The following is a 26,642-nucleotide window of genomic DNA, read 5'->3' as shown; positions in this document are numbered from 1 at the left end:
TCTTTTCGATTCGCTCATCTCAATCTCCTAAAACTGATTTTTACCCATCAGCTAAGGAGTACGTTTTTCGGGGGCAAGGTCATGCTTCATATACAAGGAAATTAAGTATGTCGAATCAAGGAAGCGCTAAGCCAGCTGTTGAGGGCACTAAATTTGACCCGCTGTCACACTTGCAAATCATGTTGCCGATACTTATTGGCATGCTTGAAGCTCAAAGCGGAAAACCCATCCCTGAGGGCCAAGGTTGGAAGAATGACCGGCAATTCTTAGCAAAGAAGTTTCTTTATCATCTTCGTACGCTGCTTCGGACAGCTGAGGGCGAAAAGATCACATACAGCGAGGGCGAACACAGCTTCGTAGACCACGCGACGATCAACATAATTGCCCGAGCATTGCTTGAAAACTTTATTGTTTTCGAGTGGGTATTTGGAGCAGAGGAAGAATCGTTGAGTTACTTCAGATATTTGACGTGGGTACTAGCCGGATTAAGGGAGCGTACTGATACTTCAACTCTCACGGAGGCATCTAAAAAGAAGCAATTGGCCGAGCGGGCGCGTTGTGAAAAGCTGTGTGAGGATATAAAAGCAAATAAACACTTTTTAGAGCTATCCAAAGGGGCACAAAAGGCGCTGTTGTTAGGAAAGTGGAGGATGGGAAGGAGCGTTGAAGAAATAGCGCAGCAGGTCGGATTTCATTCTCGACAGCTGGATGGACTCTATTCCTACCTTTGCTCCTACTCCCATTCCAGTTACATCTCCGCCTTACAGATCGGACAGGCCGATGAACCAATGGAGAGGGAGCTTTCTCGCATGTCAATAGGCGTGTCGTGCAATATGACTGCTCGCATGATTAAGACGTATGCGCGTCTCTTTCCTGATGCACAACAAGTCTTCGAGAGTTCAACCGCAGAAGATAAGCGTGCAGTTGAGCGTTGGAACTTTTTACGTGAGGACTTCGAAATGAGCTATGGTCCCGACATTGCTAAAGTGCGTCGCGCTTGGAAAGATGGACACCCTGACAGCACGAATGATTCTCTAGCAGGTCAAGCTAAGCCGGCTGTGCGTCAGAGTTTTCCTCAGTAATTATTGGGCAGGCTGACTCGCTGCCTTCTTCAGCTTCCGGCAAGCCCGAAGATTAGTAAACGTCTTGAAGCGGTGATCTTCAACAGCCATCTCTCGATAACTAAATTACCGTTATTCATCGCCACGAGACGAACCTGCCGCATCTATTCCAGAAGGCGGTTTTTGTTCCGGGAGCATACAAGTTCGCCGTTATTCCGTGATCGCGTCCAGTGTTTTTCAGGACGAGTTCGCCCGTTCTCGGTCCCATTGACAGGGCATCAACCGGGTCATCTTTGTAAATGTAAATATTAAAATACTGTTCAAAAATACAGTGCTATTGCTAGAGTTCAAGGCATGGATGAGCTACGGCCCTCAGATTGGATAGCGCAGTGTGCTGAACGGCTACATGACCGCTGGCACACGGTGAAGACTGCCGAACTGGAGGAGGTCGCGGTGGATATTTGGAAGAATGACTACCTGCGTTCTATGGACCCGGCTGACGCAGCGGCGTTTTGATTGACGCCTGTCACCACGACTTTTGATTAGCGGCAAAACTCCATCCTCTGCTTATCTCCGATGGATTGCCGCATGTCTAGGCGATCTTCCTCTTGCAAATGTTACGAAATGCGTCCAACATTCGTAAACAGGTGTGAGCCGAAATAGCTAAATGCTACGTTTCGACACCAAAATACAAGAGGTCAAATGGGGGATCGGAGGAATGCAACCGCCATCGCAAGAAGAACTGCTTAACAAGATACGCGAGTTGCTATCTAAAGCGGGGCCAATGAACAGCAATGGAACTGTTGTCGACACGGGCAACCTTCAAGCCATAAACGGGAAGGTGGTCCCATACGAGTTAAAGCTTGGATGGGATATTGCCACGGCAAGCGTTTGCGACGATACATGGGGCGTGTTTAATATCCGCCTTGCCAGATTTATCCGTGATCAAAATTACGATGACGAGAAATTGAATGACGTGCTAAGTCAAATTCAAATTGACGATAGTCATTGGCGCTGGCTAAACAAATCTCTCAAATATACGGAAGAAGAATTTAAGTGGTTTTTTCTTATCGCTGAGTCTTATCCTCAAGCCGCTTGCCTCATATATCACCCAAAGCCAAGTGCTATTGACGGCCAGGGCATTTTCTACATTGAATTTGTTGCCGTAGCCCCGTGGAATCGGCAAAACCCTATGCAAGAAAAGTCATTTTCCGGGTTGGGTACTTTGATAGTCGGAAAGGTCAGGGAGTACGCTATACAAGAGCTAAAACTCCATCCCGGATTTTGCCTTCATGCATTGCCTAGAGCTGCAGGTTTTTATCACTCTATCGGTATGCAAAGGTTTGAACACATGGACAAACCGTCTCTGCAATATTTCGAGATGCCCGGATGACCCTACTTCATGATGACTTTCCGTTATCTCCCGATTGTTGGGCAGACGGCGTCGCCTATTACAAGGCTTTCCTGCGGGCTGATTCTTTTCTTGCTGGTGTTCCTAAGAAGGCGAAGGACGCTAATAGCGACAGGCAACTGTATGAATTGACTGCCCATCTACTTTCCAGTACCGGACAGCAAGATGCCCTATTTCGAGCAAAGCTTGGGGCGCCAGAAACACTCATTGCAGTTTGGCTAACTAAAATAAGAACTCTTGCAGAGTGGTTTACGGTTGCGGAAAACATCCCCCCATTCACCGGGTTAAATGCCGAACATCTGAACGAGATTGTTAAGTTAAGTTCAGATGTTTCAAAACTTGCAGATGTTGGACCATGGTTGCTTAAACATGGGATTGTGCTTATCCATGAGCCTGGACTCGCAGGAATGAACGTTGATGGGGCGGTGTTCAAAATCGCTTCAGGTAATCCTGTTGTCGGATTGAGCCTCAGATTTCCCCGGGTTGATCATTATTGGTTCACTTTAATGCATGAACTCGCTCACGTAGTGCTGCATGCAGAAATGCTTTTTACCCCAATAGTTGATGACTTTGAGCAAGTTTCAGCCGAGCTTGTGGAGCGGCAAGCAGACAAATTGGCTCAGGATTCGCTGATCGCGCGGAGCGAGTGGCGAAGTTGCCCTGCAAAGTATTCTTTAAGCGAGCAGGACGTTATAGAGTTCGCAGCAAAACTAAACATAGCCCCTCAAATCGTGGCTGGGCGGTTACGGCGTGAGTTGAGGCGGTATGACATTTTCTCTGAACTCGTTAACGAAATAAACGTCCGGGAGGTTTTGTTTGCCAAATCCTAGATACACACCATTTTTAAAGCTCAAAGCTAATGAGATTGCTGCCTACGCTGCATTGAGCGAGGAAATTAAGCAACAAATTAAGCCATTTTTCGACTTGGCGCGACGTGATGGGATGACCGAAGCCAGTTTCTGCGGAATGGTAACGAAGGCCAAGACAAAGGTTCAGCGATATCTAGGAAAGCAGTTCTTCTTTCTCGACAACTATGATATTTCGGATGATCTTTCCGTTAACGGAAAGGCTAACTATGAATTTGTCATTGAGACTTTCAGAGAGTTGAACTTTATCCCTGTCATCGGACTAAATCGCACAGACGCCCATAACAAGGCGGTGTTTGTTGGCAAGAAGCAAGGTCTAATCAAGTCGGATACTGCTGCGATTCGATTAGAGGAGACTGATTTTGAGTTGTTTGAACTCGTAAAAGAAAACCTGACGGAGCTGCTAGAAGATGGCGATCTTTTTCAGGACTGGGTTTTAATTCTTGATTGTGGCATGTGTCGAAATGTGGACGCAGCGGCACACGCCGTGAAGCTCGCTACGTTCATTAAACGAGCCAACGAAACTTTTGAGTTCACGGAAATTATTGTCACTGGATCCTCCATCCCAGCCTCAATCGCCGACGTGGCAAAAGTACAGCAGAGAGAGGTGATCGCCAGAAATGAGTTGCTTATATATCGAGCAGTGCTCAACACCCCAGACGTTGGGATTGTGGCTTTTGGGGACTACACGGTAGTGAGTCCTCTATATTCAGATATCACCATTCCGCCGGAAATGATGCGAAACGTCACCGCACCCAAGGTGTTATATAGCCACGAGGACCAGCACCTAATTGCCCGTGGCGGCGCCTTGAAGACTCATGCGAGAGGGAGCTTACAGTACAACGATATTGCGGGTGAGATTGTCAAACTTGCGGTCTACCGTGGGCCTGCATATTCGTTTGGAGATAATTTTCTTCATGAAAAAGCTCAGATGCTCGGAAAGCAAGTAACTCCAGGCTCAATCCTCAACCCAACGATCAATGCGCACATCACCTATATGGTCGCAGGCCATCCTGTTTGGGTTTGACGTCCGAGCAATGATTGAGCAATAGAAATATTTACTTCCCTCACTCCTGTCTTTGTTGCAATCATTTTTGTGAGATTGGCGCGACTGAGTTTTTGTGCTGCCTTCTCCTCGACGCCGCACAAGGCTAATAACTCGCACTTCCAGAGAGTAAGTAACGCCACTTCCTTGTTAAATCTCGGACTATCTGTGGCCTTGCGCATATAGCGCAACATCAAAGTTCCATCGGAGGCTTTGCTTGCTACCACCACACCCCAGTGAGTTGGGGCTAACTGAAAAGCTTGCCGCTCATGATTTTTGGTCGTCACCAAAGTAATGCGTTGGAACGCTTGGTCATAAAAGGCGCCTTGACGAGTTATGCGGCTGATTGCATCCGTCTCACCTTTAATCTCATAACAGTGCGCCATGTTGTGTATCGAAACAACATCAGCAATAGCGTTACCGTTGTGAACGCGTACTTCCTCAAGAACAGCTTTGGGGGCAACTGGTCTGCCCTTGAGGAAATCTACGAGAACCGCGCGAATTTCCTTGTCTGTTAATTGATCGCCTTGCACGTTTTCTCCTATGGTCACGGGATGATAACCCGTCATCGAAAGCTGAATTTGCATCCTACGAAGTCCTCATTCAGCTAATCGGACGGCATTTTCGGACCTCCTTTAAAATCAAGGAGTTGCAAGTCATTTTGGGTATGGTGCGCGGTCCTGCCAGCCGCACCAAAAAAGAAAAGCCCGCAACGAAAGTTGCGGGCTTTTTTCTTTTTGTGGCCATTCGCAGCGCCATGCATTCGAGTTTCCTGTACTGTGAATGCTATTTCCGGACACACCATGAGTAAAGCCTTTACCAGGGAAAGCGACTCTGAAGACGAAGAGCTGTCTCTCCCGCCGCTCCCGGTGGGTGGCAAAAATTACATTACGCCGCAGGGGTATGAGCGCCTGAAAACGGAACTGCTGGCGCTGATTGACGAGGAACGGCCGCGGGTTGTCGAAATTGTTCACTGGGCTGCCAGCAATGGCGACAGGTCCGAGAATGGCGACTATATTTACGGAAAAAAAAGGCTGCGCGAAATTGACAGGCGCATCCGTTTTTTGACCCAGCGGCTTGAGATTGCGGAAATTGCAGACCCCTCCGTGCACCACGGCAAGGACCAGGTTTTTTTTGGGGCTACCGTGGTTTATGTGGACGACGCAGATGTGGAGCGTACGGTCACTATCCTGGGCATTGATGAGGTGGATACCTTGCAGGGCCAGATCAGCTGGGTCTCACCTGTCGCAAGGACGCTGCTCAAATCAAGGGTGGGTGATGAGGTCAGTCTTGTCACGCCCCATGGCGTGCAGGTTTTGCAGGTCTTGAAGGTGGATTACCCGGAACCAGCGCTACCGGCAGGCGATCACACCGATTGACCGCTTCCCGGCAATTGTTCAGGCGCCTGGTTTGGCGCGCTGCACTCGCAGAACCGACGGTGTCCGTTTGACGCTTCGCAGCACGGATGCAAGATGCACGCGGTCGCGCACCGTGACGCCAAAACGCAGTTCGGTCGCGTCCTGTGCCCGCTCCTGGCCCATGTTGACATGGGTGATGTCGGCTTCCGCGCCGGCCAGCGCGGCCGCTACGCGCGCCAATACACCTTTGCCGTTGGAAATCGTCACAAGGAGATTTGTCTCGAATGCGCGCACCGGTTCATCCGACCATTCAACCGCGATGAAACGCTCGCTGTCGCGGGATTGCAGGCGCTTGGCCACGATGCAGTCATCCGTGTGCACGACCAGGCCTTCTCCCCGCCCCAGATAACCGAGGATGCCATCGCCCGGGATGGGCCGGCAGCATGGGGCGAACTGTACGGAAGCGCCTTCGCTGCCATCCAGCATCAGCGCGCCTTGCGACACCGACTCATGGGCGGTGTAACGTTCGCGGCTCATGAGCAGCGCATCGGGTTTCTCGCCGGCTTCTGCAAGCAGGGGCACGATGCGTTTGGCGATCATGCTGGCAATGCGTTTGCCCAGACCGATGTCGGTCAGCAAATCAGCCCTGGAGCGGTTGCCGGTGAAGCGGAGGATTTTTTCCCAGATGAGATGGTGGGCTTCATCGTCCTCGGCCAGCTGCTTGCGGTCTATGCCTTCGGCCCGCAGGGCCTGGGCCAGCATTTTTTCGCCCAGTTCCTGGGATTCCGTCAGCGCCATGGTCTTGAGGTAATGGCGGATCTTGGACCTGGCCTTGCCCGTCCGGACAAAACCAAGCCAGCCGGGATTGGGATTGGAAACTGAAGCGGTGATGACCTCGATCACATCGCCGTTGTTCAGCTCGGAGCGCAGCGGTACCTGCTCGCCGTTGACCTTGGCGGCAACCGCCCGGTGGCCTATGTCGCTATGGATGGCATAGGCAAAATCCACAATCGTGGCGCCGCGCGGCATCGCCATGATCTGGCTTTTCGGGGTGAAGACATAAACGGCTTCGGGAAAAAGGTCAATCTTGACATGGTCCCAGAACTCCGCGGCGTCGCGTGTTTCGTGCTGTATGTCGAGCAGCGACTGCAGCCACTGGGCACCCAGGCGTTGTGAGGCATCGCTGTTGGGATCTGCCGCCTTGTAAAGCCAGTGTGCGGCCACGCCGGACTCTGCGACCACATGCATGGCCTCTGTGCGCATCTGAAATTCAATATTGGTCCCGAACGGCCCCACCAGGGTCGTGTGCAGCGACTGGTAGCCATTGATTTTCGGGATCGCGATGTAGTCCTTGAACTTGCCGGGCAGCGGTTTGTACAGCTGGTGCAGTACGCCCATCGCGGTGTAACAGGCGTTCAGGCTGTTGACGATGACCCGGAAACCGTAAATATCGGTCACCTGGGCAAAGGACAGGTGTTTTTCGTCCATCTTGCGGTAGATGGAGTAAAGCGTTTTTTCGCGCCCGGAGATCTGCACGGGAATTTTCTCGGTCTCGAAAGCCGACTCGACCTCCACCTGTACACGTTTGATGACATCGCGCCTGCGCCCCCTGGCTTTCAGCAAGGCCTTTGTCAATGTGGCGTAACGCCAGGGGTGCAAATACCGGAAAGAGAGGTCCTGCAGTTCCCGGTAGGTGGCATTCAAACCCAGGCGGTGTGCGATGGGAGCATAAATATCCAGCGTCTCACGTGAAATCCGTGCCCATTTTGTTCGCGGCACATCCCCGAGCGTTCGCATGTTGTGGGTGCGATCAGCCAGCTTGATCAGGATGACCCGCACGTCGCGCGCCATGGCCAGAAGCATTTTGCGAAAGGATTCCGCCTGGTTTTCTTCCCGGGTGTTGAATTCCAGCTTTTCAAGCTTGGTCAGGCCGTCCACCAGTTCAGCGACTGGGGCGCCAAAACGCTCAATCAGCTCCGGTTTGGTCACGCCACAGTCTTCGATGGCGTCGTGCAGCAGCGCTGCCATCAGCGCCTGTGCGTCCAGCTTCCACTCTGCGCACTGCTGGGCAACCGCAATCGGATGCGTAATGTAGGGCTCACCGCTGTTGCGGAGCTGGCCCAGGTGTGCCTCGTCGGCAAACCTGTAAGCCTGGCGTACGCTGTCCACATCGGCCGCCGTCATGTAGTCCAGTTTTGCCGTGAGAACGGCAAAACTCGCTGCGGCGGCGTTGGCCGCTGCAGGCGTTGGTTTGCTGATGTGCTTGGGCGAAAGCAGTGCGCTCATGGCTTAAATGTATCCCGGCATACATAAAACATAAAACAAATGGCTTTTGCAGGGCAAAAAAGCGGGCCGGAAAAACAAAAAGCACCGCGGGGCGGTGCTTTTCTGGGGGCCGCAGGACGGATCAACCCGGCACTTTTTTGAGCATTTCCAGGCCGATCTTGCCTTCTGCAATTTCGCGCAAGGCCGTGACGCCCGGCTTGTTCTTGCTTTCGATCTTGGCTGCGTGGCCCTGGCTCAGCATGCGGGCGCGATAGGTCGCTGCCAGCACCAGCTGAAAACGGTTCGGGATTTTTTCGAGGCAGTCTTCAACGGTAATGCGGGCCATGATGATCTCCGGTAATTCGGTAAATGAGCGGTAACTCAGGGGATGTGCAGTGCGTCAAATGTATCGGCGCGAGCACGTCGCTGGGCGGCAAACTTGAGCCGCTGGGCGTGAACAATCGTTTTCAAGTCGAAAACTGCGCGTTCAAACAACTCGTTAATTATAACGAAATCGAATTCCCGGGCCTGGGCCATCTCGCTGGCCGCGTTTTTCAGCCGCAATTCAATGACTTCGGCGCTGTCCTCGCCGCGTCTCTGCAGGCGGGAGCGCAACTCCTCCCAGCTGGGAGGCAGTATGAAAATAAGCACGGCATTGGTAAAAATCCGTTTGACGTTGATCGCGCCCTGGAAGTCGATTTCGAGGATCACATCGGCGCCGTGGGCGACCCGTTCCTCGATGGCGTGGCGCGACGTGCCGTAGCGATGGCCGTGCACATGGGCCCATTCAAGAAACGAATCCCGAAGCACCATGCCGTCAAACTCCTCCGGCGACAGGAAAAAGTACTCTCGGCCGTGTTTTTCCTGCCCCCTCGGCGGACGCGTGGTGTGGGAGACGGCGGGCTGGATGCGCGAGTCGAGCTCCATCAGTGCCTTGACCAGGCTGGATTTGCCGGCTCCGCTGGGGGCCGCTACAACAAACAGGTTTCCGGGGTAGTCCATGGGCGTAAAGGCTCTTTTGCTATTGATTTTAATAAAAGGTTGAACCGGCAGGTGCTGCCCAGTGCTTATTCAATGTTCTGCACCTGCTCGCGGATCTGTTCGATCAATACCTTCATGTCGACAGAAATACGGGTGAGCTCGAGCGATGCCGACTTTGACCCCAGTGTGTTGGCTTCGCGGTGCAACTCCTGGATCAGGAAGTCCAGGCGTTTTCCGAGCTCGCCGCCGCTTTCCAGCAAGCGGTCAATCTCGTCAAGATGGGATGCGAGGCGCGTGATTTCTTCCGCCACGTCAATGCGGATGGCAAAGGCAGTCGCTTCGGTCAGGGCCCTGTCCTGGGCAATTTCGGGCAGGGTGGCGCTGTCGGACAGCGCCATGGCCTCTTTCCAGCGCTCCAGGAAACGGCTTTTTTGCTGTTCCACCAGTTTGGGCACCATGGGCACCGCCAGCGCTGACAGGGCACGCAGTTGCCCGGTGCGATCTTGCAGCATCTGTTTTAGCCGGGCGCCTTCCCGCTCCCTTGCTGCCAGCAGTTCTTTCAAGGCCTTTTTGGACAGCTTGAGCAGTTCTTCGCTGTAGTCATGGGGCTTGTTGTCCTCATTGGTGGCGATGCGCAGGACATCGGCCACGCTGAGGGCGCTTGCATGGGGTAGCCATGACTTGATGCTGTCTTCAAGCGAGCCCAGGCGCTGCAGCGTAACGGACGAAGGCGCCCGCAGGTTGCTGGCCGAATTGCTGTCCAGTGAAACCCGGAGCTCTACCTTGCCGCGTTTGAGTTTGGCGGTCAAAAGCTCGCGCAGGGCAGGTTCTGCCTGGCGCAATTCATCGGGCAGGCGAAACGCCAGGTCCAGAAAACGGCTGTTCACCGAGCGTATTTCCACACCCAGCCGCGCACTTGTGTCCGCGACCGAGTCCGTTTCTGCCGGCGAACCGGCCGTGTTTGACTGGACGGCTGCATAGCCTGTCATGCTGTAAACTGACATTTAGTAGTACGCTTTTTGTAAGAACGGGACCGTAGAAGCAGGTAAAAGCAGGTCGGGTCGGCTGTTTTACCTCTGCTCATTTCAAATTATGTCAAAGGTCAAACCAGCACCACTGCCACCCGACACCGTCATAGGCGGCTACCGGGTTGTGCGCAAGCTTTCCGCCGGCGGCTTTGGTGTAGTTTACTTGGCCGTAGACAACGAGGGCCAGCAGGTCGCCATCAAGGAGTACCTGCCGTCCTCCCTTGCAGGCCGCCCGCCCGGGGAATTGCTGCCGCAGGTCCAGCCCGACAAGCTTTCGCTGTACCGACTGGGTCTCAAGAGTTTTTTTGAGGAAGGCCGCTCGCTCGCCCAGATTTCGCATGGCTCCGTGGTCAGCGTGCTCAACTTCTTTCGCGAGAACGAAACCGTCTACATGGTGATGAATTACCTGGAGGGCGGCACCCTGCAGGACTTCATCATTACCGCGCGGGAACTCAAAAAGCAGAAGGTGTTCCGCGAATCGACCATCCGTTCTCTGTTTGACGAAATCCTGCGCGGGTTGCGCATCGTGCACCAGCACAAGATGCTGCACCTGGACATCAAGCCGGCCAATATTTTCATCACTGACGACAACCGGGCCGTGATGATCGATTTCGGCGCGGCCCGCGAGGTGCTGAGCAAGGAAGGCAATTTCATCCGGCCCATGTACACGCCCGGTTTTGCCGCGCCCGAAATGTATCGCCGCGATTCGTCGATGGGCCCGTGGACCGACATTTACGCCATAGGCGCCTGCATTTACGCGACCATGCAGGGGTATCCACCAAACGATGCGCCGCAGCGGCTGGAAAAAGACCGCCTGTCCCTGGCGCTGTCCCGTTTGCGTGGGGTGTACTCCGACAACCTGATCGAGGTTGTGGAGTGGTGCATGTCGCTTGATCCGCTGTCCAGGCCCCAGTCCGTGTTTGCGCTGCAAAAGGAGCTGAGCCGGGAGGGCGAGCGCCGTTACACCAAACTCACCGTCAGTGAAAAGGTTCGCCTGCAGTTCGACAACATGGTGTCTGACACCAAAAAGACCGCACGCAAAGCCACCGGTTTTGCGACCAGATTCAAATGAAGTTTTCCGTCTTTCAGGTCAGCCGCAAGGGCGGCCGGGCAAAAAATGAAGACCGCATGGGCTATTGCTACACGCGGGAGTCAGGCCTTTTTGTACTGGCCGACGGCATGGGCGGCCACCCGGAAGGGGAGGTTGCGGCCCAGCTGGCCTTGCAGACCATTTCTGCGCTGTACCAGCGGGAAGCGCGCCCCATCATCAAGGACACCACGGAGTTCCTTTCAAACGCCCTGACGGCTGCGCACCACCAGATCATTCGTTATGCCAGTGAAAAAGGCATGCTGGACACGCCGCGCACCACGCTGGTTGCCTGCATTTTGCAGGGCACCGGCGCAACCTGGGTGCATTGCGGGGATTCGCGCCTGTATGTGGTGCGCGACGGTGAACTGCTCACGCGCACGCGCGACCATTCCTACCTGGAGCAGCAAAGCGCCGGCGTGATCAAGCTTGAGCGCATTAACCGCAATATCCTTTTTACCTGCCTGGGATCGCCCACCAAGCCGGTGTTTGACGTCGCTGGCCCCGTTGTATTGCAGCAGGGCGACAAGCTGATGCTTTGCTCGGACGGCCTGTGGGGCAGCCTGAGCGATGCCGATATCGTGAAACACTTGGGCAGCAAGGGCGTATCCGACGCCGTGCCGGACCTGGTTGAAAGTGCGTTGAAAGCCGGTGGTGAACACAGCGACAATGTCACCGTGCTGGCCATGGAGTGGGAAACGCCCGATGCCTTCGAGTCCACCCGGGGCGTGTCTACCGACAGCATCATGGATGGGGTATTTGCCTCCACCATCCAGGCCGGTGGCCTCGACACGGGTGGCGATGACCTTGATGAGGCAATGATCGAAAGATCGATTGCCGAGATCAACGAGGCCATACGCCGCTCGGCAGCCCGGAAAGTCTGAACCACCGTATGTCCGGGGCCGTCGCTCCGGAGCTCGTGGGTAAACCAGAGTGCCGCGCCTAGTCTTTTTACCTGTCCGGCGTTGTTCGCCAGAAAGTCCTTCATCATGAGTCAATTTGAAAGAAGCGGTGCACGCGCCGCAGATGCCCTGCGTGCAGTGCGCATTACCCGCAATTACACCGTTCATGCAGAAGGCTCGGTACTGATCGAGTTTGGCGGCACCAAGGTCCTGTGCACCGCCTCGGTTGAAGAAAAGGTGCCGGGCCACAAAAAGGGCAGCGGCGAAGGCTGGGTGACTGCCGAGTACGGCATGCTGCCGCGCGCCACCCACACCCGTAGCGACCGCGAGGCCGCCCGCGGCAAGCAAAGCGGGCGCACGCAGGAGATCCAGCGCCTGATCGGCCGCTCCATGCGCACTGTGTTTGACCTGAAAAAACTCGGCGAGCGAACCATTTACCTCGACTGCGACGTGCTGCAGGCCGACGGTGGCACCCGTACCGCCAGCATCACCGGCGCCTTTGTGGCCGCGCAGGATGCGGTAAACAAATTGCTGGCCGACGGCAAGCTCAAGGAAACGCCCATCCTCGACCATGTGGCGGCCATCTCGGTCGGCATTGTGCAGGGCATGCCTCTGCTGGACCTTGAGTACACCGAAGACTCCGCCTGCGATACCGACATGAACGTGGTCATGACCGGTGCCGGCAACTATGTAGAAGTGCAGGGCACGGCAGAGGGCGCGGCCTTTTCTCGCAAGGAAATGGATGCCTTGCTGCTGCTGGCCGAAAAAGGCATCCGGGAACTTGTTGTCCTGCAGAAGAATTCACTATCAAATTAATAGCTGGTTGCGCCCGTCATACGGGGGCCAGGCGTACTTTTTATTATGAAAATCGTATTGGCATCGAATAATCAGGGCAAACTGGCCGAGTTGCAGGCCATGCTGGCGCCCTTGGGTGTGCAGCTGGTGCGCCAGTCCGAACTGGCCATTCCCGAGGCAGAGGAGCCCTTCCGCACTTTTGTGGAAAACGCGTTGACCAAGGCGCGCCATGCGGCTCGCCTGAGCGGCTTGCCTGCGCTGGCCGACGATGCGGGTTTGTGTGTGGACGTCTTTGGCGGTTTGCCCGGTGTGGACACGGCCTTTTATGCCACGCAGTTTGGTTATGCCAAGGGCGACAGCAACAACGTCAAGGCCTTGCTGGAGCAGATGGCCAACATCGACAACCGGCGCGCTGCGCTGGTCAGCACACTGGTGGCTGTGCGGTCTGCAGATGACCCCGAGCCCCTGATAGCTGCCGGTCGTGTCGTCGGCGAGATTGCGCGTGAGCCCATGGGCAGCAACGGCTTTGGTTTTGACCCGGTGATGTTTATTCCCGAATTCGGTCAGACCTTTGCGCAACTCCCGGTCGAGGTCAAAAATGCCAATAGCCATAGGGGCAAAGCGGCGCGCCAGATGATGGCTCTAATGCGCGAGCGCTGGTGGATATGAACCACCCCCGTTGCTCCCCCACTGCGTGTGGGTCGCCTCCCCCCCCCTCAAGGGGGCGACGCCAGTGGCCTGGCGAAGCCAGTTCCACGGCGTCTGCTGACCAAGCCGTGCTGGTTGCCGACATCGCAAACCGTAGGGATTGATCGCGTGAAAGACATCCAGCACTACATGCGCAGCGGCACGCTGCAGCTCGGCGCCTTGCCGCCCCTGTCGCTCTACGTGCATTTGCCCTGGTGCCTGAAAAAATGCCCTTACTGCGATTTCAACTCGCATGAGGTCTCGGGGAAGATGCCCGAGCAGCGCTACATAGACGCGCTGGTGGCCGACCTGGAGGCCTCGCTGCCCCTGATCTGGGGACGCACCGTGCACAGCATTTTCATAGGCGGCGGCACACCCAGCCTGTTCTCACCACAGGCTGTTGATCGCCTGCTGGGCGATATTCGCGCGCGGCTGCGGCTGGAGCCTGATTGTGAGATCACGCTGGAGGCCAACCCCGGCACGTTCGAAAAAGACCGCTTCAGGGCTTTTCGCAGTGCGGGTGTCACGCGGCTTTCTGTCGGTGTGCAGAGTTTTGATGACCGCCACCTCAAGGTGCTGGGTCGCGTGCATGACCGCGCCCAGGCGATTGCCGCTGTTGAAGAAGCGGCGCAGGCGTTTGACACTTTCAACCTCGACATCATGTACGCGCTGCCCGGCCAGACGCTGGAAAACCTTGAGCAGGACATGCGCCAGGCGCTGGCGCTGCAGCCGCCGCATATATCGATTTACCATTTAACGATAGAGCCGAATACATACTTTGCCAAATTCCCGCCGGTGATACCGGAGGACGACACAGCCTATGCCATGCTCGACAAAATCACAGAGATGACCGAAGGTGCGGGGCTGCAGCGTTATGAGGTGTCGGCCTATGCCAAACCCGGCCACCGTTGTTTTCACAATGTCAATTACTGGCAATTTGGCGACTACCTGGGCATAGGCGCAGGCGCGCACAGCAAGCTCAGTTTTGCGCACCGGGTGGTTCGCCAGGTTCGCTACCGGGAGCCCAAGCTTTATATGGACAAGGCGCTGGCGGGTGATGCCGTCTCGCAGGAAACCGAAGTGGGACGGGCAGAATTGCCCTTTGAGTTCATGCTCAATGCCCTGCGTCTAAAGGACGGCTTCAAGCTGCAGGATTTTGCAGAAAAAACCGGCCTGCCTTTCACCGCCATACAACAAGGCCTTGAAGAGGCCGAGCGCAAGGGCCTGATCGAGCGGGACTTTGTGCATGTCAAGCCGACCGAGCGCGGTTTTGATTTTTTAAACGATTTGCAGTCGCTCTTTTTATAGTCTTCCCTGATCAGCACCCAAACTCCAGATGGACACTCCAGGCATCATTCTTCTTGTGGTCAGCGCATCGATCAGCTTTGGCCTTGGCCGGCTGTTTGTCTATTTCAGGGACAAGAAACGCAAGGAAAAAAAAGAGCAGGCGTTAAAGCGCGCGGCGCAGGCCCTGCGCGACGCACCGCCCGAGGCTGAGTCAAAAAACAAAAGCAAGCGCAAACGTCAATTGAACCAGCAGAAAGACAGGTTTTAAGGCGCCGCCCTTGGTGTTGCCTTGATGTGACCCAGGGTCACCCAGGACAGTACAAACGCCACTGCCGAACTGCAGGCAATGCCTGCCAGCATGGGCCTTGCAGTGCCATCGACAAACAGGCCGGTGATGGCCATGATCACCGCACCCGTTACAAACTGCAGCGTGCCCATCAGTGCGGAAGCCGTGCCCGCGATGGGGCCGTGGTCATCGAGCGCCAGCACTGCCGTGGTGGGTATGACCAGGCCCAAAAATCCGAACCCCAGGAACAACAGGCCCAGCATCACGTCGAGCCGGTCCACACCCATCAGGTTCACAGCCAGCAGGATGAGCATGATGGCTGCATATGCAGTCACTGCAACCTTCACCACGGGGGCGAGGCCGAACTTCCCTGTCAGGCGTCCCGTCAGCTGCGACACGCCAATAAACGAAGCGGCATTGGCTGCAAAGGCAAGGCTGTATTGGCGTGGTGTCAATCCGTAGTGGTCAATCATCACAAACGATGAATTGGCAAGGTAGGCAAAAAAGCTTGAGATGCCGAATGCGCCTATGAACACCAGGCCGAGAAAGTGGCGGTCTCGCAGCAGCACGCCGTAGCCGCTGAGGGCGCTGCGCACGCTGCTGCCCAGCCGTTCTTCAGGCGGCCGGGTTTCAGGCAGGCTGGTGGCCAGCAGGATCAGGCCCAGGATGGCCGCTACGGTGACGGCCCAGAACACGCTGCGCCAGCCTATCGTTTCAATCAGCAGGCTGCCGGCCAGCGGCGCAAGAATCGGCGAAACGCTGAACACCAGCATCAGCAGCGACATCAGCCGCGCGGCATCATGGCCGGTGTGCAGGTCGCGCACAACAGCCCGCGGAATCACCATGCCGGCACTGGCGCCCAGGCCCTGGATAAAACGCAGCACGACCAGGGTCTGGATATCGGGCGCCAGCGCGCAGCCTATGCTGCCGACGGCAAAAAGCGTCATGCCGAAATACATGGGCGCCTTGCGCCCCACCATGTCCGACACCGGGCCGTAAATGATCTGGCCAATGCCCAGCGATATGAAAAATGCCATCAGGCTGGCCTGCACGGCGCTCATGGAGGCGCCCAGGCTTTGCCCGATGGAGGGCAGGGCCGGCAAATACATGTCGATGGCGAAGGGCCCTATGGCCGAGAGCAGGCCCAGTACCAGCGCGGTTTTGAAGAAATTGCTTTTCATGAAAGGTCGGTTTTGGTGGACAAGGAACGCCTGGCGTCATCCCGCTGCCGGTGAGCTGAAGGTTTTGGAGGGGCGCAATGCCAGTGTCACCAGTCTGGTTTCTGGCATCCGGTGGCGCGCTAGCGCCTCAGATGCGGCTGATGCGGCTTGTGAAATGAGTGGGGGAATCTAACACAGACTGTGTGTTCGTGCAGGCAGGCCGACACGCCAGCCTGCATTGAATCTCGCCGGCGCAGGCTGGTTGCCCCGCAGGGGTCGCGGTAGCAGGCAGCACCGGGTATTTAGCGGACTTCGCAATCCACGGTGTTGGACTTGATCGGCCCTGTATTGCTGCCTGGTGCAGTGGATTGGTTGAACACCGGCGGTGGCGTGAACTGCAGGCCGGGGTTGGCGGGTACAACGACCGGCGGCACTCTGAGGCTTGGGGTGTAACCAAATTGGCCGGACGAAAAATTACTGGTGCCGGCGGGGTTGGTGACATGGATCAGGCCGTCCAGCACAACCACATAGAGTCCCGGGGCGCGCACCCCCGTGGGCGGTGGTGGTGTGAGCTGCGCCAGGGCTTCACCAGAAACCAGCGTGACCAGCAAGGCCAGTGTGCTCAGGATGTAGTTTTTCATGGGGTTTCCTGCGATGTGGGGTTGTAGGGGAAGTCGCTCAGCTGCGTTTAAACACGTTTTAAGGCTGCCTGAGGGAAACCTCCATGCTGGCGCTGCCCTGCAGATTGCCTGCAGGCGTGGTGATGGTGGTGGCATCCTTGCTGCGTTTGCCCAGCTCGCCGGTGGTACTGCTGAAGCCGCCCTGCGCCAGTTCAAGCTCAACCTTGTCCAGCTGGGGTTGTGCGGCGTCGTAGCTGTAGCGCGTCAACACCAGCCGCGACTCGGGCTGCAGGACGATGGCGGCGCCGTCCACAAACTCCAGGCGGCCAAAGGTGTTGCGTTCGGTGGTGAGGGTGTCGCCCTGGCGCAGCGGTGAGTTCAGGGCCAGCACCCGGGTGCGGCCATCGGCACCCTTGGCCACCATCAGGCCGGAGACGCGGGTTACCTGGCCGACGACCTGCGCCTGCGTCAGCGGAGTCAGCAGGAGCAAGGCCAGCATGGCGGTCAAGGCATGGAAAGAAAAGAAGCGTTTGTGAGGTTTCATGTCATGCCCCTCAGTTGCAGTACATTTTTTTTACAGACTCATTTTTGGCGACGCCGCTGTCGGATTTCGCGACGACTGTATCCTTGCTGTCGCTCTTTTTCTCGTCGCTGCTTTCTGCTGAACCGCCCCCGCTGTTTGCCGCCGGTATGGAGACGGGCATTGCGGCGACCTGCTCGGGTGTAAGCGCACTCTGCGGCGCAGGTACGCGTGGGGTGGATTGCGTGACGGTATTGATAATGTTCACGGTTGAATTCAGTGCCTGCGAGACGGGGGTGGTTGCTGCCCTTGCCGCAGCGTCTGCCGCGGCCCTCGCTGCCGCGTCTGCTGCTGCCTTTGCCGCAGCATCTGCCGCTGCTTTTGCTGCGGCGGCTGCGGCGGCTGCAGCAGCCGAAGTGCCCGCAGTGAGGCGGACAAAGTTGTTGCCCGCGTTTGGGTAGCTGACGGCGATGCCCGCCGCGTTGCCACCAAAGGACAGGTCGGGTGCATTGACCGTGCTGAAACTGCCGCTGCTGCCCTGGCCTGCTGTCAGAACGTTGAACGTCGACCCGACAGCCGGCACAAAATTGTTGATCCCCCGCACATTGAGCCTGCCGTTCAGGGTCGCATCAGCGGCAACGGCGAGCACGTCGAAGCCGTCGCTGTCTCCCAGCTTGACGTTGAGTATTCCGGTGCTGCCCTGGACGTACTTGCCCTGCACGGTCAGCCTGCCGTATCCGTTGGCCGTGCCCAGCGACAGCGTGCCGTTGTTGGTCAGTGTTCCAGCGCCACCCAGCACAAGGTCGCCCGAGCCGGCGAGCGTGCCGCCAGTCTGCACGTTGACCGCCCCGGCGTTGATGGCCGAGCCGCCTGTCAGCGAAATTGTGCCGCCTGCAATATTGAGCGTGCCGTTGGCATTGCCGCCGTCCTGCGACACCGTGAGCCCGCCGCCATTCAGGCCCAGATTGGCGTTCAGTTGCACCGCATGATCGGCGGCAGGGGTGCTGTTCTGGAAGTTGCTGTTCAGATTCAGGTCGAGCTTGCCCGCCGTGCTGGTGATGTCCGCATTGATGATGATGTTGTTGTGGGCATTCAGTGTCAGCGCTGCATCCGTACCATTGGTTTTGGCGATGGCGGAAGACACGGTGATATCGCCCGGGGTAAGCGGGCTGCCTGCGCCTGTGGTGATACTCACATTGGTGCCCAAATTGAGCTGGTCAACGATGGTCGAGGCTGCGATATGAGCACCTGTTTCATTCGACGTGATGGCATTGCCGCCCACGATCGAGACACCGGAGGGCAACCCGTCCGCGACGATCTCGATGTTGAACGGGTCGATATGCCATTCGCCACCCTGGCCGACCACAGGCGCCTTGACCACATCGAGCGAAGTCTTGCCTGATGTATCGACATAACCACCACGTCCCGAGCTGCCGGTGGCCGATATATCGCCGTCCAGCGATGCCGCGTTTTCTGCAATCAGCACCACGTTGCCACCGGTCGTTCCATTGGCACTGATGTTGGAGCTGGCCGATGTCTTGATATCGCCGGAAGCCCGCAGGAAGATCCGCCCGCCTTCACGCACCGCGCTGGAAGCGTTGATGGTGCCGCTGTTGCTGATCAGGCCTGCAGCCAGGCCTATGCGTCCGGCTTCGGCGGTGATCTGCCCCAGGTTTTTGACCTCCCCGGGCGTGCCGGTGATGGCCACTGAAACGCCGGGCGTGGCGGTGTCCACCAACTGCACGGTTTGTCCGGCGGCCAGCAGCACCTCGCCACCCGGCGCATTCAGGCTGCCGCTGTTGCTGACATTTGCGCCGACAAGGTAAATGCTGCCCCCGCTGGCTGCATTGATGGTGCCCTCGTTGCGCACGTCGCCGGGTGTGCCGGTGCCCCTGAAGTTCAGGCGGTTGGCCAGAAAGTCGCTGTCGCTGATATTGAGCGAGCTGGCGATAAAGCGGGCGACGTCAATACGCGCGCCCGGCCCCACCATGATGCCGGCCTGGTTGATCAGCCACAAGGCGCCGTTGGCCCTGACCTGACCCAGGATTTGCGACGGATCGCTGCCGGTAACGCGTGCCAGCAGGGCTGCGGAACTGTTCGGCTGGCTGATGTCGACCGTCGCACCAGAACCGACGCTGAAACTTGCAAAATTGGCAATGGCCTGCTGCGTCGTCTGGTTGATGTTCAGCACGTTGCCGTTCTGTGTGAAGGTCGCGCTGCCGGAGGTGACATTCCAGCCCGTGGGCAGGGTGTTTGCGGGTAGCGCCAGGGAAGGCGCATTGACCGCCATCATTGCGGCGGCAGCCAGAAGGGAGAGGCGTTGGCGGCGGAAGTGCATGGTCATGGTCTTTTCCTTTTAGAACGCCAGGCTGGCGCTCAGGTGGGCCTTCCAGCTGCCCCGTGTTTCGGTTGTGGATGTGCCGGGGTTCTGCACGCGTGCAATGTCCAGGCTGATGTTGAAGTCGCGGCTGGAGACATAACGAAGGCCTGTGCCCATGCTGGCCACCGTTACGCTGGCGGGTATGCCGCTGCTCCCCACGCGGTTGTTGGTGCCGTGACCTGCATCGACAAAAAACAGGGCCCGCAGCTGGCCGGGCACGCCGATGTTTGCGGCAAGTTCCGGCGTATAAATTTCTGCGTTGGCGACAACGCCATTGTCTGCAGCGACCGCGCGCTCCTGAAAACCGCGTACCAGTGTCGAGCCCACCAGGCCGAACTGCTCGCCCGAGACCAGGGGCAAATTGGTGTACTGCGCGCTGCCGGCCAGCCGACCCTGCCAGCCGTTGGCAAAGCTCTTGAAGACGGATGCGGCGCCACGCAGTATGGTGAAGTCATCACGTGTGCTGCGGTTGCCGGGCGTGAGGTAGGAGTACCGGTCATTGCGCCCATCCACATTGGTGTAACGCTGCCCGCTCGGCAGGTTGTGCGACAGGCCCACGCTGAAGCTGGAGACCTGGTCGGCGCTTTCGCGCTGGCTGCTGTAGGTGAGGTTGAGGGGGGTTGTGGTGTACGGTACGCAGGACGCAATCGGCGGCGTTGGCGGCGCGATGCTGACCGGCACCCCGCCGACCTCACAGCGCGAGTCGACCAGTTTGTGGTCCAGGCCCAGCACCAGCTTGGCGGTGCTTTCACCGGAGCGGCCCAGAAAGTGGTTCCAGCGCAGGCTGTAGACGTCGCCCTTGCCGGTAAACCCCAAAATTCCGCCCAGCACGGGCGAGGTCGACGGCGAGTTGACGCTTGACTTGCCGTAGATGAAATCAAGGCTGTCGCCAGAGGCGTAGAGCGGAATGCGGTAGCCGAGGGAGTACACCCTCAGGCTGACGCCCGAAGGGCTGTCCGGCGAGGTGGTGTACGCAAGGGTGCCGACCTGGTCACGGTTAAAGAGGTTGGAGTGCTGCAGGGCGACCCCGGTGCGCCATCGGCCGCTGGACGGTGCGCCCGTGTTGTCCAGCGTGGTGAGGACGCGCAGGGGTTTGTGGTCGGTCACCAGCACGGTTGCGTCGATGTTGCCGGGTTGCTCGCCTTCTGCCAGCGAGACGCCGATTTGTTTGGCCGGGCTTTCGTTCGCCAATTGAATCGATTCGGAAATGGCGCTCAGCCTGGGCGGGCGCCCGATTTCCAGCCGCGTCAGGCTGGCGCGGATGTTGGCTTCGTCGAAATGCTGGTTGCCCTTGATGGTGATCGATGAAACCACAGTTTCCGTTACCTGCAGCCTGACGGTGCCGCCTGTCAGTTCCTGCTCCGGCACCGACACCTGCACCGTGCTGTAGCCGGCTTTGGCATAGGCTTGCTGCAGGGCCTCCATGGCCTGCTGGATGTCGGCAAAGGCCCGTTGTGAACCCGCCAGGGGAGCAAGCATACGTTCTACGTCCGCAGGAGGCAGCAAGGTATTGCCATCAACCTGGAAGCGGGTGATATCAAAGAGTTCGTCAGCTGCAAGCGCAGGGGCAGCAAATGCGGCAAGCATCAAGGCCAATGCAGCCCCGCCAAGGTTTTTTTTGAAGCGTCTTTGACTCATTTGTTCTTAACCACGAAAGCTGGCAGGCTGAACAAATTACTGCGCGACAGTTGCCTTTTGAGGCTCTGTTCAGGATATCGCGCGATGGTAACAGGAGGTAACCATAAGTACGGAAAAAATTGCAATCCTTTACAGGTGCTGTAGCACAAATGCGCTACAAGGCGCCAAAAGGATTGCCTCAGAGGCTGCGATGAGAGCGGCCCGGGTATTGGCCATGCGTAGCTAGTCTTGCGAACAGGCCCCGCTGCGCATGCGGGAGACTGGAGGCGGGTCGAACGGCATGTGGCCGATCGATGGCAGGGTAAGTACCTGCCAGGGATATGGCGGAAGCGGTGAGATTCGAACTCACGGAGGACTCGCATCCTCGGCAGTTTTCAAGACTGCTGCATTCAACCGCTCTGCCACGCTTCCGGAACCCAAGAGTTTAACCGCTGCGTGTGCCTGGCCGGAGCCTGGCTCGAAAAAAGAGCATTCAGCCTGGCTGCAACATGCCCTTGGTTTCGATAAAGGCCACGACTTCCGCCAGGCCGGTATTGGTTTTGAGGTTGGTCATGACAAAGGGCTTGAGGCCCTTGGGCGTGGTGCGCATGCGGATGGTGTCGGCTTCCATCACCTTCAGGTCGGCGCCCACATGGGGTGCCAGGTCGGTCTTGTTGATGACAAACAGATCGCTTTTGGTGATGCCTGGGCCGCCCTTGCGCGGGATTTTTTCGCCCGCCGCCACGTCGATGACGTAAATGGTCAGGTCACTCAGCTCTGGGCTGAAGGTGGCCGCGAGGTTGTCGCCGCCGGATTCGACAAACACCACATCGGCATCGGGAAAATCCACCAGCATGCGGTCAATGGCCTCGAGGTTGATGGATGCGTCCTCGCGTATGGCGGTGTGCGGGCAGCCACCGGTTTCCACGCCCATGATGCGTTCGGCATCCAGCGCGCCGCTGACGGTGAGTATGCGCTGGTCTTCCTTGGTGTAGATGTCATTGGTGATGGCCACCAGGTCGTACTTGTCTTTCATGGCCTTGCAAAGCATTTCAAGCAGGGTGGTTTTGCCCGAGCCGACGGGGCCACCTATGCCGACCCTGAGCGGAGGCAGGTTTTTTGTGCGATTGGCAATGTGGTGCATGGTCATGAGCGAAATAGCCTTGAATATTGGGTTTCGTGTTGCGAAGAAAGTATGGCCAGCATGGGTGAAAAGGCCTGGCGCTCGTCGTCCGGCAGGTTCAAGGCGGTTTCAACGGCCTGCGGGATTTCCCGGCTCAGGTGCGCCAGTATGCGCTGGCCTGAGCTTTGGCCCAGGGGAACGGACTTGAGAGCCGCCTGCATCATGTTCTCGGCCCAGCCGAAGGCATAGGCCAGCAGGCAGTCGCGCACGCCTGCCTCCGTTTGCGATGCGGCCAGCGCAAACGCCATCGGGTAAGTGGGGGGCAGGCCGGCGCAGGCCTGGATGTGTTCCGCGTTGGCACCCTCATGGTTGCGCAGCCACTCCAGCAGGGAACGTCCCATTTGTTCGGCCTGTGCGCGCATCTCGCTGGTTTCGCGTGTTTGCAGCACCCAGTCATTGAGCTGCTGTATGCGCTGTAGCCGGTTTTCCCTCCAGGCGGGGATGGCTTGTGCGATGACAGCCAGGTCACCTCGCGCAAGCGTTAAATGAAGCTGGTCCGCAAGCCAGGCGCTTGCTATGCTTTCTGTAGCTACTCCCGCGCATTCCACGGCGACCTCCAGCCCTTCGGAGTATGAAAAACCGCCTACGGGCAAGGCCGGTGATGCCAGCCAGATCAGCTGGATCAGGCTGGAGGCCGGCAGGGTTTGCGCAGGCTGGACGGGCATGTGGTGGCCCGGCCTCAGTGGCTGTGGGGCTTGTGTTTGTGAATCTGGATCGCTTGCGGAGCGCCTGCATCGGCGTGGTCGTGACCGTGGTTGCAGTCCGGGCCATGCACATGGGCTGCCGGTGATGCTGGTGCGGGGACAGCCGCATGCGCATGTCCGTGATCGTGATCGTGATCGTGATCATCACCGGCATGGCCGTGCGAGTGCCCATGGGAGTGGCCGCCAGCGCTGTAGGCCCCGCCTTCGGGTTCAAAGGCTTCGTTCACCGCATGCACGATCAGGTGCATGGAACGCAGCATGTCTGCCAGTACGTGATCGGGCTCAATCTTCAGGTGGTCCGGCTTGAGCTCAATCGGTACATGGCGGTTGCCCAGGTGGTAGGCGGCGCGTACCAGGTCAAAGGGTGAGCCGTGGTCTGGGCAGTGCGTGATGCGCAACACGGCTTGCGGTGCGGCGATCACCCGGACCATGGAACCGTCTTCGGCGACCAGCACATCACCACCACGCACCAGCGTGCCGCGCGGCAGAAACACGCCGAGCTGGCGACCCAGCGAGTCAGTTGCGTCGAAACGGCTTTTCTGGCGCACGTCCCAGTCGAGTTCGACGGTGGCGGCGCGTTTGAGCAGGACCGGAGCGAGCCCATGGCCCTGGGATAGCAGTTTGGAAACTTGAATCATGTGTCGCTTGATACGGAAAATAGGAAGTGATAATATAACAATTGTTATAACTTGAAGGTATTTGCCATGTCTGCTCTCAAACTGACACAAATCGGGAATTCCGTAGGAGTCATCCTGCCCAAGGACGTACTGGCACGGATGAAAGTTGAGAAAGGCGACACGGTTTTTCTGACTGAAGCGGCCAACGGTATCACGCTGACGCCGTACGACCCGGAGCTTGAGGAGCAACTCAAATTGGGACGTGAGTTCATGAGGGAATATCGCGATACTTTCCACCAACTGGCCAAATGACTGTCTGGAAATGGGTCAATCGTCAGGTGTTGTTGCTGTTGCACGATGAGAGTCTGGCCGAACATGGTGGAAGCCCCGGCCTGCGTGACGAGGGTTTGCTTGATTCGGCCTTGGCTAGACCATTGAATCTTGCCCTGTATGGGCAGCCGGACGTGGCCGATCTTGCCGCGTCCTATGGCGTGGGTCTGGCAAAAAACCACGCCTTTGTCGACGGCAACAAGCGCGCCGCATTCCTGGCCGTGGGTATGTTTTTGGCCGTCAATGGCTATCGCTTGCATGCGACGCAAGCGGACGCGACCTGGACGGTGATGGATGTGGCTGCCGGTACGATGGACGAGCCCGCCTTTGCGCAGTGGCTTAGAGACCATATTCAGATCCGTCAAACTCGATAGGCAGGTCAAAAAAGAAAATAGCGCTGCGCCATGGGCAGGCTTTTGGCGGGTTCACAGGTCAGCAACTGGCCGTCGGCCCGCACGGCATAAGTCTGCGCATCGATTTCCATCGTTGGCAGGTAATGATTGTGGACCATGTGCTGCTTGCGGATGCCGCGTATGTTTTTCACGGCGCTCAGGTTTTTGGCAAGGCCGAATTTTCCCCTGATGCCTGCGGCAAGACCCGCTTGCGAGACAAAGGTCAATGAGCCCTTGGCAATTGCGCCGCCAAAACTCCCAAACATGGGGCGGTAGTGCACAGGCTGCGGTGTGGGGATGGATGCATTCGGGTCACCCATGGCCGCCATGGCGATAAAACCGCCCTTGAGGATGAGCGCGGGCTTGATGCCAAAAAACGCCGGTTTCCAGACCACCAGGTCAGCCCATTTGCCGACTTCTATGGAGCCGACTTCGTGCGAGATGCCGTGGGCAATCGCCGGGTTGATGGTGTATTTGCTGATGTAGCGTTTGACGCGGAAGTTGTCGTTGCGGGAATCCCGATCAGCCTGAGCTTGTCGAAGGCCAGGCTCAGCGCTAACGGAGGACGGGGCGAGCCAGCCGCGCTGCTGTTTCATCTTGTGCGCGGTCTGCCAGGTGCGGATGATGACCTCGCCGACGCGGCCCATGGCCTGGCTGTCGGAGCTCATCATGCTGATGGCGCCCAGGTCGTGCAGTATGTCTTCGGCGGCTATCGTTTCCTTGCGGATGCGGCTTTCGGCAAAGGCCAGGTCTTCGGGGATGGATGCGTGCAGGTGGTGGCACACCATCAGCATGTCCACGTGTTCGTCCAGCGTGTTGACGGTGTAGGGCATGGTCGGGTTGGTGGACGAGGGCAGGAAGTTGGCCTCACCTACAACCCGCAAAATATCCGGTGCATGGCCGCCGCCCGCGCCTTCGGTATGAAAGGCGCAGAGCGCCCGGCCCTTGGTTGCAGCAATCGTGTTCTCGACAAAACCCGATTCATTGAGGGTGTCGCTGTGGATCGCCACCTGGGTATCGGTTTCCTCGGCCACATCCAGGCAGTTGCTGATGGCGGCCGGGGTCGTGCCCCAGTCTTCGTGCAGCTTCAGGCCTATGACGCCGGCATTGATCTGCTCATGCAAGGCGGCGGGCAGGCTGGCGTTGCCCTTGCCCAGAAAACCAAGGTTCATCGGGAAGGCGTCTGCGGCCTGCAGCATGCGTTCTATGTTCCACGGGCCGGGTGTGCAGGTAGTCGCAAAGGTACCTGTAGCCGGGCCGGTGCCGCCGCCCAGCATGGTGGTGATGCCGGCCGCCAGTGCTTCTTCAATCTGCTGCGGGCAGATGAAGTGGATGTGCGAGTCTATGCCGCCCGCGGTGACTATCATGCCCTCGCAACTGATGATCTCGGTGCCGGGGCCGATGACGATGTCCACGCCGGCCTGCACATCCGGGTTGCCGGCCTTGCCTATGGCGGCGATGCGGCCGTCCTTGAGGCCTATATCGGCTTTCACGATGCCCCAATGGTCGATGATGAGCGCATTGGTCATCACGCAGTCCATGGCGCCTTGCGCCCGGGTTTGCTGCGACTGCGCCATGCCGTCGCGTATGGTTTTGCCGCCGCCGAACTTCACCTCTTCGCCGTAACTGCCGGCGCGCAGGGTGTAGTCGGCCTCGACCTCAATCATCAGGTCGGTGTCGGCCAGCCGCAGGCGGTCGCCGACGGTGGGGCCGAACATTTCGGCGTAGGCGCGTCTGCCAATCGTTGCCATTTATAACTTTCCTTGAACAAGGCCGCGAAAGCCATAAATTATTCGCTCGCCGGCAAAGTCCACCAGCTCAACCGTGCGCTGCTGGCCGGGCTCGAAGCGGACCGCCGTGCCCGACGCGATATTGAGCCGCATGCCACGTGCGGCATCGCGTTCAAAACCCAGCGCCGCATTGGTTTCCGCAAAGTGGTAATGCGAGCCCACCTGTATGGGCCGGTCGGAGGTGTTCTGCACCACCAGCGTCAGGGTGCGCCGGCCTGCGTTGAGGATGTGCTCGGGGCCGTCGGTCAGCAATTCGCCAGGGATCATGGC

The 26,642-nt window shown here is 57.7% G+C and carries 29 protein-coding genes and 1 tRNA gene; 14 read left to right on the top strand and 16 right to left on the bottom strand.

Going from position 1 to position 26,642, the window contains the following annotated elements; all coding sequences use genetic code 11:
• The 5 genes from ACFQND_RS21205 to ACFQND_RS21185 form a co-directional block, all read left to right on the top strand.
• Positions 1-1,082: DUF5677 domain-containing protein (locus ACFQND_RS21205; RefSeq protein ID WP_377414510.1), on the top strand; the 1,082-nt coding region annotated here is incomplete at its 5' end.
• Positions 1,083-1,415: 333 nt separating this feature from the next.
• Complete coding sequence (locus tag ACFQND_RS21200) at positions 1,416-1,577, top strand: DNA-binding domain-containing protein (RefSeq protein ID WP_371438878.1); 162 nt, start codon at positions 1,416-1,418, stop codon at positions 1,575-1,577.
• 151 nt (positions 1,578-1,728) lie between these two features.
• The gene (locus tag ACFQND_RS21195) at positions 1,729-2,454 is read left to right on the top strand and encodes a hypothetical protein (protein ID WP_371438879.1); all 726 of its coding nucleotides are present in this window, start codon (positions 1,729-1,731) and stop codon (positions 2,452-2,454) included.
• Entirely contained in the window at positions 2,451-3,302 is an 852-nt protein-coding gene (locus tag ACFQND_RS21190; RefSeq protein WP_371438880.1) for an ImmA/IrrE family metallo-endopeptidase, read from the top strand. Before ACFQND_RS21195 ends, ACFQND_RS21190 begins: the two co-directional genes overlap by 4 nt.
• The gene (locus ACFQND_RS21185; protein ID WP_371438881.1) at positions 3,289-4,365 is read left to right on the top strand and encodes a beta family protein; all 1,077 of its coding nucleotides are present in this window, start codon (positions 3,289-3,291) and stop codon (positions 4,363-4,365) included. The genes ACFQND_RS21190 and ACFQND_RS21185 overlap by 14 nt, the downstream gene beginning before the upstream one ends.
• Here ACFQND_RS21185 and ACFQND_RS21180 read toward each other — a convergent pair.
• The gene (locus ACFQND_RS21180) at positions 4,332-4,970 is read right to left on the bottom strand and encodes a sce7726 family protein (RefSeq protein WP_371438882.1); all 639 of its coding nucleotides are present in this window, start codon (positions 4,968-4,970) and stop codon (positions 4,332-4,334) included. The genes ACFQND_RS21185 and ACFQND_RS21180 overlap by 34 nt on opposite strands.
• Positions 4,971-5,186: 216 nt before the next feature.
• Here ACFQND_RS21180 and greB point away from each other — a divergent pair, with 216 nt between their 5' ends.
• Positions 5,187-5,762, top strand: a complete 576-nt coding sequence (greB, locus tag ACFQND_RS21175; protein WP_371438883.1) for a transcription elongation factor GreB — start codon at positions 5,187-5,189, stop codon at positions 5,760-5,762.
• Positions 5,763-5,780: 18 nt separating this feature from the next.
• Here the strand turns inward: greB and ACFQND_RS21170 are convergent, their stop codons facing one another.
• The 4 genes from ACFQND_RS21170 to ACFQND_RS21155 form a co-directional block, all read right to left on the bottom strand.
• The gene (locus tag ACFQND_RS21170; protein ID WP_371438884.1) at positions 5,781-8,027 is read right to left on the bottom strand and encodes a RelA/SpoT family protein; all 2,247 of its coding nucleotides are present in this window, start codon (positions 8,025-8,027) and stop codon (positions 5,781-5,783) included.
• 121 nt (positions 8,028-8,148) lie between these two features.
• A complete protein-coding gene (rpoZ, locus tag ACFQND_RS21165; protein WP_293642269.1) occupies positions 8,149-8,352 on the bottom strand; it encodes a DNA-directed RNA polymerase subunit omega in 204 nt (67 codons plus the stop codon).
• A gap of 35 nt (positions 8,353-8,387) precedes the next feature.
• Entirely contained in the window at positions 8,388-9,008 is a 621-nt protein-coding gene (gene gmk, locus ACFQND_RS21160; RefSeq protein ID WP_371438885.1) for a guanylate kinase, read from the bottom strand.
• A gap of 65 nt (positions 9,009-9,073) precedes the next feature.
• On the bottom strand, positions 9,074-9,991 hold the full coding sequence (locus ACFQND_RS21155; RefSeq protein ID WP_371434311.1) for a YicC/YloC family endoribonuclease: 918 nt from the start codon (positions 9,989-9,991) through the stop codon (positions 9,074-9,076).
• Between the two features lie 88 nt (positions 9,992-10,079).
• Between ACFQND_RS21155 and ACFQND_RS21150 the strand changes: the two genes are divergently transcribed.
• The 6 genes from ACFQND_RS21150 to ACFQND_RS21125 all read left to right on the top strand — a co-directional run bounded on the left by ACFQND_RS21150 (position 10,080) and on the right by ACFQND_RS21125 (position 15,041).
• A complete protein-coding gene (locus ACFQND_RS21150; protein ID WP_371434312.1) occupies positions 10,080-11,087 on the top strand; it encodes a serine/threonine protein kinase in 1,008 nt (335 codons plus the stop codon).
• Positions 11,084-11,986, top strand: a complete 903-nt coding sequence (locus ACFQND_RS21145; RefSeq protein WP_371434313.1) for a PP2C family protein-serine/threonine phosphatase — start codon at positions 11,084-11,086, stop codon at positions 11,984-11,986. The genes ACFQND_RS21150 and ACFQND_RS21145 overlap by 4 nt, the downstream gene beginning before the upstream one ends.
• A gap of 105 nt (positions 11,987-12,091) precedes the next feature.
• Entirely contained in the window at positions 12,092-12,820 is a 729-nt protein-coding gene (gene rph / locus ACFQND_RS21140; protein ID WP_371434314.1) for a ribonuclease PH, read from the top strand.
• 45 nt (positions 12,821-12,865) lie between these two features.
• Positions 12,866-13,468 (top strand): RdgB/HAM1 family non-canonical purine NTP pyrophosphatase, encoded by a 603-nt coding sequence (rdgB, locus tag ACFQND_RS21135; RefSeq protein WP_371434315.1) that lies wholly within the window; start codon positions 12,866-12,868, stop codon positions 13,466-13,468.
• Positions 13,469-13,636: 168 nt separating this feature from the next.
• The gene (gene hemW / locus ACFQND_RS21130; protein ID WP_371434369.1) at positions 13,637-14,794 is read left to right on the top strand and encodes a radical SAM family heme chaperone HemW; all 1,158 of its coding nucleotides are present in this window, start codon (positions 13,637-13,639) and stop codon (positions 14,792-14,794) included.
• Between the two features lie 28 nt (positions 14,795-14,822).
• Positions 14,823-15,041: a hypothetical protein gene (locus ACFQND_RS21125; protein WP_371434316.1), complete on the top strand. Its 219-nt coding sequence runs from the start codon at positions 14,823-14,825 to the stop codon at positions 15,039-15,041.
• On the opposite strand, the gene ACFQND_RS21120 is transcribed toward ACFQND_RS21125, so the two are convergent.
• The 9 genes from ACFQND_RS21120 to ureE form a co-directional block, all read right to left on the bottom strand.
• Complete coding sequence (locus tag ACFQND_RS21120; RefSeq protein ID WP_371434317.1) at positions 15,038-16,240, bottom strand: multidrug effflux MFS transporter; 1,203 nt, start codon at positions 16,238-16,240, stop codon at positions 15,038-15,040. The genes ACFQND_RS21125 and ACFQND_RS21120 overlap by 4 nt on opposite strands.
• Positions 16,241-16,521: 281 nt before the next feature.
• Positions 16,522-16,860 (bottom strand): hypothetical protein, encoded by a 339-nt coding sequence (locus ACFQND_RS21115; protein WP_371434318.1) that lies wholly within the window; start codon positions 16,858-16,860, stop codon positions 16,522-16,524.
• Positions 16,861-16,918: 58 nt separating this feature from the next.
• The gene (locus ACFQND_RS21110) at positions 16,919-17,383 is read right to left on the bottom strand and encodes a hypothetical protein (RefSeq protein WP_371434319.1); all 465 of its coding nucleotides are present in this window, start codon (positions 17,381-17,383) and stop codon (positions 16,919-16,921) included.
• A 10-nt stretch (positions 17,384-17,393) separates the two neighbouring features.
• On the bottom strand, positions 17,394-19,703 hold the full coding sequence (locus ACFQND_RS21105) for a two-partner secretion domain-containing protein (protein ID WP_371434320.1): 2,310 nt from the start codon (positions 19,701-19,703) through the stop codon (positions 17,394-17,396).
• Positions 19,704-19,715: 12 nt separating this feature from the next.
• Complete coding sequence (locus ACFQND_RS21100) at positions 19,716-21,377, bottom strand: ShlB/FhaC/HecB family hemolysin secretion/activation protein (protein ID WP_371434321.1); 1,662 nt, start codon at positions 21,375-21,377, stop codon at positions 19,716-19,718.
• A 321-nt stretch (positions 21,378-21,698) separates the two neighbouring features.
• Positions 21,699-21,788 (bottom strand) — tRNA-Ser (locus tag ACFQND_RS21095).
• Between the two features lie 61 nt (positions 21,789-21,849).
• Positions 21,850-22,506, bottom strand: a complete 657-nt coding sequence (gene ureG / locus ACFQND_RS21090) for an urease accessory protein UreG (RefSeq protein WP_371434322.1) — start codon at positions 22,504-22,506, stop codon at positions 21,850-21,852.
• Positions 22,503-23,204 carry an urease accessory protein UreF gene (locus ACFQND_RS21085; RefSeq protein WP_371434323.1) on the bottom strand — a complete coding sequence of 234 codons (702 nt, stop codon included), beginning with the start codon at positions 23,202-23,204 and terminating at the stop codon, positions 22,503-22,505. Before ACFQND_RS21085 ends, ureG begins: the two co-directional genes overlap by 4 nt.
• Positions 23,205-23,218: 14 nt before the next feature.
• Positions 23,219-23,881: an urease accessory protein UreE gene (gene ureE / locus ACFQND_RS21080; RefSeq protein ID WP_371434324.1), complete on the bottom strand. Its 663-nt coding sequence runs from the start codon at positions 23,879-23,881 to the stop codon at positions 23,219-23,221.
• A gap of 66 nt (positions 23,882-23,947) precedes the next feature.
• On the opposite strand from ureE, the gene ACFQND_RS21075 reads away from it, so the two are divergent.
• Both ACFQND_RS21075 and ACFQND_RS21070 read left to right on the top strand, forming a co-directional pair.
• Complete coding sequence (locus ACFQND_RS21075) at positions 23,948-24,172, top strand: AbrB/MazE/SpoVT family DNA-binding domain-containing protein (RefSeq protein ID WP_371434325.1); 225 nt, start codon at positions 23,948-23,950, stop codon at positions 24,170-24,172.
• Positions 24,169-24,564: a type II toxin-antitoxin system death-on-curing family toxin gene (locus ACFQND_RS21070; RefSeq protein WP_371434326.1), complete on the top strand. Its 396-nt coding sequence runs from the start codon at positions 24,169-24,171 to the stop codon at positions 24,562-24,564. Before ACFQND_RS21075 ends, ACFQND_RS21070 begins: the two co-directional genes overlap by 4 nt.
• 5 nt (positions 24,565-24,569) lie before the next feature.
• On the opposite strand, the gene ureC is transcribed toward ACFQND_RS21070, so the two are convergent.
• Both ureC and ACFQND_RS21060 read right to left on the bottom strand, forming a co-directional pair.
• A complete protein-coding gene (gene ureC / locus ACFQND_RS21065; protein ID WP_371434327.1) occupies positions 24,570-26,333 on the bottom strand; it encodes an urease subunit alpha in 1,764 nt (587 codons plus the stop codon).
• The gene (locus ACFQND_RS21060; RefSeq protein ID WP_371434328.1) at positions 26,334-26,639 is read right to left on the bottom strand and encodes an urease subunit beta; all 306 of its coding nucleotides are present in this window, start codon (positions 26,637-26,639) and stop codon (positions 26,334-26,336) included.
• Positions 26,640-26,642 lie beyond the last annotated feature (3 nt).

Origin of the sequence: Polaromonas aquatica, from assembly GCF_042659145.1 — a bacterium.
Taxonomy (GTDB): Bacteria; Pseudomonadota; Gammaproteobacteria; order Burkholderiales; family Burkholderiaceae_C; genus Polaromonas; species Polaromonas aquatica.
Note: the sequence above shows the minus strand (reverse complement) of the source record. Positions and strands in the feature narration are given on the sequence as shown.